This is a genomic window from Desulfonatronospira sp. MSAO_Bac3, from assembly GCF_003838035.1.
Classification (GTDB): domain Bacteria; phylum Desulfobacterota; class Desulfovibrionia; order Desulfovibrionales; family Desulfonatronovibrionaceae; genus Desulfonatronospira; species Desulfonatronospira thiodismutans.
In genome coordinates this window covers 24,490-30,984 of record NZ_QYZY01000296.1, presented here as the reverse complement: position 1 = coordinate 30,984, position 6,495 = coordinate 24,490, and the positions used below count along the sequence as shown (strand labels likewise).

The 6,495-nt window shown below is 56.6% G+C and carries 6 protein-coding genes; 1 reads left to right on the top strand and 5 read right to left on the bottom strand.

All coding sequences use genetic code 11. From position 1 onward, the window contains the following. The 4 genes from D5S03_RS13845 to D5S03_RS10115 all read right to left on the bottom strand — a co-directional run. The coding region (locus D5S03_RS13845) for a class I tRNA ligase family protein (protein ID WP_502697120.1) at window positions 1–78 on the bottom strand (78 nt) is incomplete at its 3' end. 48 nt (window positions 79–126) lie between these two features. After that, entirely contained in the window at window positions 127–957 is an 831-nt protein-coding gene (locus D5S03_RS10125; protein WP_353745154.1) for a PSP1 domain-containing protein, read from the bottom strand. A gap of 5 nt (window positions 958–962) precedes the next feature. Beyond that, on the bottom strand, window positions 963–2,387 hold the full coding sequence (gene gltA / locus D5S03_RS10120) for an NADPH-dependent glutamate synthase (RefSeq protein ID WP_287043812.1): 1,425 nt from the start codon (window positions 2,385–2,387) through the stop codon (window positions 963–965). 2 nt (window positions 2,388–2,389) lie between these two features. Beyond that, window positions 2,390–3,226, bottom strand: coding sequence for a sulfide/dihydroorotate dehydrogenase-like FAD/NAD-binding protein (locus D5S03_RS10115; protein ID WP_287043810.1), 837 nt, complete (start codon window positions 3,224–3,226; stop codon window positions 2,390–2,392). Between the two features lie 125 nt (window positions 3,227–3,351). Here D5S03_RS10115 and D5S03_RS10110 point away from each other — a divergent pair, with 125 nt between their 5' ends. Next, window positions 3,352–3,735, top strand: coding sequence for a hypothetical protein (locus D5S03_RS10110; protein WP_008869769.1), 384 nt, complete (start codon window positions 3,352–3,354; stop codon window positions 3,733–3,735). A 109-nt stretch (window positions 3,736–3,844) separates the two neighbouring features. On the opposite strand, the gene alaS is transcribed toward D5S03_RS10110, so the two are convergent. After that, window positions 3,845–6,493: an alanine--tRNA ligase gene (alaS, locus tag D5S03_RS10105; RefSeq protein WP_287043809.1), complete on the bottom strand. Its 2,649-nt coding sequence runs from the start codon at window positions 6,491–6,493 to the stop codon at window positions 3,845–3,847. Between the last annotated feature and the right edge of the window lie 2 nt (window positions 6,494–6,495).

The following is a 6,495-nucleotide window of genomic DNA, read 5'->3' as shown; positions in this document are numbered from 1 at the left end:
GATTGTGGTATAGGCATGGCCCAGGTGCGGCCTGGCATTTACGTAGTATATGGGAGTGGAAACAAAAAAACTATCCAACTTGCATGCCTCCTGCATGATTTAGTTAACAATCAGCGCCAACTGCTGCTATTTATTTTCCTTCTTCTTGTCCGGCTTTTGCAGCATCTGCTGCCAGTCCTGCAAAGGGACCTCCTTTTCCGTACCTTCCTCGTCCAGGACAGTGAGGCTTTCCCGGAAAAGATTGGCCCGGATGACCCGGAGATAGCCCTCCCGGCACTTATATCTCTTGCCCATTTTGGGCAGCTTTTTCTGGAACTGGGCATAGTGGGACTGTTCAAAATTAAGACAGCACAACAGTCTGCCGCAGACCCCGGATATTTTGGCCGGATTTAAAAAGAGATTCTGATCCTTGGCCATCTTGATGGTCACCGGGGCAAACTGGCGCATGAACCGCCGGCAGCAGCATACCTGGCCGCAATTGCCCAGGGCTCCCACCATCTGGGTCTCGTGCCTGACCCCGATCTGGCGCAGCTCTATCCTGGTGCGGTAGACCTTGACCAGTTCCTTGACCAGGTCTCTGAAATCCACCCGGCCGGGGGCGGTAAAGTAAAAGATTATCTTGCTGCGGTCAAAAAAGACTTCCACATCCACCAGCTTCATGTCCAGTTCGCGCTCTGCCAGGCATTTTTTGCAGTAGGCAAAGGCCTCCCGGCCAAGCTCTTTGTTTTCCTCCTGGACCTTGAAGTCTTCTTCATTGGCCAGCCTGAATATGGGCTTTAGGTCCTCAAGGGCAAAACCTTCCGGCAGGGTGTCCCTGACCTGGACCACGATGGCCAGTCCCAGTCCCTCCTGGGTCTTGACAATGACCCCGTCTCCGGGTTTGACCACAAAGGGAGAGGCCTGAAAGTAGTAAATCTGGCCCTGGTCCCTGAATTTGACGCCCGCAATCTGCGACATGAGTATTATCCTTTGATCCTTTTCAGGATTTCCCTGGCCGAGCGCCTGCCAGCACCCATGGCCTCCACCACAGTGGCAGCTCCGGTTACGATGTCTCCCCCGGCAAAGACCATGTTCATGCTGGTTTCCCCGGTTTCGGGGTCAGCCCGGACATAGCCGCGTTCATTCAGCTCCAGTTCAGGGGTGGTCTGGGTCAGGACCATGTTGGCCCCGGTTCCCACGGCCATAATGGCCAGGTCAGTGTCCAGGGAAAAAGTGTCGCCTTCTATGGGTACGGGCTGCCTGCGCCCGGAGTCGTCGGGGCTGCCCAGTTCCATGCGCTGCAGGACCATTTTGTTTAGCACCCCCTGGTCATCGCCGTGAAAGGAAAGGGGAGACGAAAGAATCTCCAGTTCGATGCCCTCTTCCAGGGCGTGCTCCAGTTCTTCCTGCCTGGCCGGCATCTCCCCCTTGGTGCGCCGGTATACCACCCGCACCCTTTCCGCACCCAGCCTTAGAGCGGTCCTGGCCGAATCCATGGCCACGTTGCCCCCTCCGATGACCACCACGTTTCTGCCCGGGGGAACAGGGGTGTCGTATTCCGGGAACCTGTAACCGAACATGAGATTGACCCGTGTCAGGTATTCGTTGGCGGAGTAAACCCCGATGAGGCTTTCTCCTGGCAGATTCATGAATCTGGGCAGTCCTGCCCCCACTCCCAGAAACACCGCCTTGTATCCCTGCTGGAAAAGCTCGGGCAGGGTCATGCTCTTTCCGCCCACGTAGTTGCACAAAAAATCCACCTGCAGGTTTTTCAGGGAATCTATTTCCCTTTGCACCACGGACTTGGGCAGCCTGAATTCCGGTATGCCGTAAAGTAGCACCCCGCCCGGTGAATGCAGGGCCTCATATACGCTTACCTTGACTCCGTTGGCGGCCAGGTATCCGGCCAGGGTCAGACTGCTGGGCCCGGAACCAATGGCTGCAACTTTCAGGCTCTCATCAATGGGAACACAGGAATCAGCGCCGGTCTCTTCCTCGCACGAGGTATGGGCATAGTAGTTGTCCGCCACGAATCTCTCCAGACGTCCTATGGCTATGGGCTGTCCAGTGGGCCTGAGCTTGCAGGTCTTTTCGCACTGGTTCTCCTGGGGGCAGACCCGGCCGCAGATGGCCGGCAGGCTGTTGGTTTCCTTGATTCTGGCAAAGGCCCCTGCCAGATCTTTGTCGGCCACCATGCGGATAAAGCTTTTACAGTCCACGTCCACGGGACAGCCTTTGATGCAGGTGGGCTTTTTGCACTGCAGGCAGCGCTTTGCCTCGGAAACGGCCTGTTCCAGGGTGTAGCCCAGGGCCACCTCGGAAAACATCCTGCCCCTTTCCACAGCGTCCAGCATGGGCATGGAAACCCTGGGACTGATCTTGGTCTTGGTCTTGGCTTTTTTCTGCATAATCACGACAGCTCTTTTTTCTCGAACAGTTCCATGGATTCTTTTTCCTGGGACTTGAAGGCCTGCAGTCGCATCATGAGTTCATCGAAATCCACCTGGGAAGCTTCGAATTCCGGGCCTTCCACGCAGGCAAAGCGTATCTCCCCGCCCACGTTCACCCGGCAGGAGCCGCACATGCCGATTCCATCAACCATAATGGAATTAAGACTCACCAGGGTCCTTATGCCGTAAGGCTGGGCTACCCTGGCCACTGAGCGCATCATGGGCACCGGCCCCACACCGATGACCTCTTTTACATCCGGGTCCCGGTCCAGGTACTCTTCTAACACCTCGGTGACCACGCCCTTGTACCCCATGCTGCCGTCATCGGTGGACACCAGGACCTCGTGGGAGATCTTTTCCAGCTCCGGCTTGAAAAGCAAAAGATCCTTGCTCCTGGCTCCAATAACTGAGACAACCTTGTTTCCCGCCTGAAAATTGCCCTTGGCTATATGGTGCAGGGCGGCGATTCCGGTTCCGCCACCCACACAGGCCACTGTACCCTGTTTTTTAATGCTGGTGGGCCGGCCCAGTGGGCCGCACAGATCCAGGATCACATCCCCCTCTTTCATGGTATCCAGAAGGGCCGTGGTCTTGCCCATTATCAGATATACGATGACAATATGTCCTTTTTCCGGGTCTGCATCGGCAATGGTCAGGGGAATACGTTCTCCTTTCATGCTCAGCCGCAGCACCACGAAATTGCCCGGCCTGGCCTTGGAGGCAATCACCGGTGCTTTTATGGTCATCTCTGTAACTCTTTTGGGGATCAAAACTCTCTTCTGGATTATTTTTCCCATAAAATCCGTCCGTTTTTTCAGGCAAAAAAAATCTTGCCTGAAACAGATAAATAGTTATAAAATAATTGATATATGAAATCAGGGGTATTTAACCCTGCCCCTGCATAATTTTTTGAGCAGGCTTTATGACTCAAATAACATCTGCTGCCGGTCCTCCGGCCTCTTTCTACTCCCTGGTGGACAAAAAGACCTGTCCTGCGGAAAAAACCGAGGGTATGACCAGGGTAAAAAGTACCCAGAAGTCCATGGGCTTCAAGTGGAAAAACATTTCCCTTGAATACACAAGTGAAAAAATTGAACTGCCAAAGCCCCCCCAAGGACTTGCCCCGGAGCAGAAGTTTGTACACGCCATGCATGAAGCAGGAGACGTACACAGGCTATCCTCAAACGATCCCCAGGCCTTCAACCCCGGCACTTCGGATCCGGGTACCGCTTCCAGGGCCTACCAGAAGCAGAAAAACATGGATCTTGCTCCGCCCCGGCCGCCCATGCTGCAGGCCTATGCCTGATGCTCATTCCACCCTGTACGCCGATGCAACTGCATTCTTCTTTTGCCCATTACCACAGCAAGAGCAGAGATTAACTTCCTGCCCTCTGATCTCTGATTCCTGCCCACAGTTACATCATGCGCTCAGCCAGTATTTCCTCCAGGCGCTCTATGGCCCTGTCCAGGCCCTGGGCATCGGAGCCTCCGGCCTGGGCCAGATCCGGACGTCCGCCACCTCCGCCCTTGATCTCCTTGGCCACTTCCTTGATCAGCTCCGGGGCGGTAAAGTTCTCGTGCAGGTCTTTACTCACGTACAGAAGAAGCGTGGGCTTGCCCTTGTTCCTGGTGCCCAGCATGGCCACACCGGTATCCAGCTTGGACCGGATATCATCCATAAGGCTCCTGAGTCCTTCCACGTCGCCCACATCCACCTTGCGGGCAACAAGCGGCACACGGCCCACCATCTTCTTTTCCGAGGCGATATCCCTGCCCTGCTCAGCTGAAATCTTCTGGGACAGGGCCTTGTTTTCCCTGGCCAGCTCGCGCATCTGCTCCTGCAGGGCCTGGACCTTGTCCACAAGCTGATCCGGGGCGACCTTCAGGGTCTCCTGCAGGGAAGTGACGCTTTTGCGCATGCCCCTCCAGTAGTTCAGGGCATCCCAGCCGGTAAGGGCTTCAATCCTGCGCATCCCCGAACCCACTGCTGACTCGCTCACCAGGCAGAAAGTCCCGGCCTGGGCCGTGGAATCCAGGTGCGTGCCCCCGCAGAGCTCCATGGATATATTGCCCACCGAAACCACCCGGACCTTGTCCGTGTATTTTTCGCCGAACAGGGCGATGGCCCCCTCCTGCACCGCCTGGGAATAGTCCATTACCCTTACCTGCACCTGGTAATCGGATAAAATGGCGGCATTGACCTCTTCTTCGATGCGCTCCATCTCTTCCGCAGTCAGGGCCTGGATATGGGTAAAGTCGAACCTGAGCCTTTTTTCATCCACCAGGGATCCGGCCTGGTGCACGTGCTCGCCCAGAACCCGGCGCAGGGCCAGGTGCAGCAGATGCGTAGCGGTATGATTCCTGGCCGTGGCCACCCGGCGTCCTTCGTCAACAGTCAGATCCACCACATCGCCTTTGTGCACCTCTCCCCGGCTTATCTCCACCTGGTGGGCCACAACACCTGCGGCCTGGTCCTGAGTGTCCCGGACCATGGCCTGACCCCGGGCCCCCTGAATACGCCCCCGGTCTCCCACCTGACCGCCGGATTCGGCATAAAAAGGTGTCCTGGAGGCCACCAGCCAGCCCTTTTCCCCCTGGCTTAGAGCCTCCCTGCTGCGGCCTTCCTGGTCCACCAGAAGAACGACCTCCCCCTGCTCCTGGAGGCGGTCGTAGCCCACGAAACTGGTTTGCGGCAACTCCCCCTCCAGACTGCTCAAGACCTCTCCCAGCCCGGCGTCCCCGGATCCTTTCCAGGCGGCCCTGGCCCTCTGCCGCTGATCCTGCATGCACTCCTGGAAGCCGGCTTCGTCCACACTGAAGCCGCGTTTCTCAGCGATATCGTTTACTATATCCAGGGGAAATCCATAAGTATCGTAAAGCTTAAAGGCCGTTTCCCCGGGCACGGTGTTCACCTGCAGGGATTCCAGCTTCTTTAGTTCTTCTTCCAGGAGAACCAGGCCTTTCTCCAGGGTCTCGGAAAACCTTTCCTCCTCCTGCCGGATGACCCGGACCATGAAATCCCGGCTTTTTTCCAGCTCCGGGTAGGCCATGGACATATCCTGAACCACCACCTGCACTGTCTGATGCAGGAAAGGTTCAGCCAGCCCCAAGTGCCTGCCGAAGCGAAACGCCCTGCGGATAAGCCGGCGCAGGATGTAGCCGCGTCCCTCGTTGGAGGGCAGTATCCCGTCGGCGATCATAAAGGCCGAGGACCGGGCGTGATCGGCGATTACGGCCAGGGCCACGTCGTCATCCCGGTCCCGGCCGTATTCCTTGCCGGACTTGCGGGCTGTATCCTTTATGAGGCTTTTTAAAAGATCGGTGTCGTAATTGGAATATACCCCCTGGCAGACCGCGCTGATGCGCTCCAGGCCCATGCCCGTGTCTATGCTGGGCCGGGGCAGAGGATTTAAGTTGCCTTCCTGGTCCCGGTCGTACTGCATGAACACCAGGTTCCAGATCTCCAGGTAGCGGTCGCAGTCGCAGACCCCGATGGCGCAGTCAGGTCCGCAGGACATGCCTTCTCCCTGGTCATAGAGCACCTCCGAACACGGCCCGCAGGGACCTGTATCCCCCATGGACCAGAAGTTGTCCTTTTCCCCCAGACGGTGAATCCTGTCCGGGGAAACCCCGGCCACTTCCTGCCACAGACCGTGGGCGTCGTCATCGTCTGCAAATATGGTAATAAAAAGCTTGTCCCTCTCCAGTCCCAGCTCCCGGGTCAGAAAGGTCCAGGCCAGATCTATGGCTCTCTCCTTGAAATAGTCACCAAAGGAAAAGTTGCCCAGCATCTCGAAAAAGGTGTGATGCCTCCTGGTTCGTCCCACGTTTTCCAGGTCGTTGTGCTTTCCCCCCACCCTGAGGCATTTCTGGGAGGTTACAGCCCGGGTATAGTCCCTTTTCTCCTGGCCCAGAAAAACCTTTTTGAACTGCACCATGCCGGCATTGGTAAAAAGCAGGCTGGGATCGTCCGCTGGTATAAGCGAAGAACTGGGGACCACAGTATGATCGTTTTCCTGGAAAAAATTTAGAAATTTTTCCCTGATCTCTGCTGCACTTAGCACCA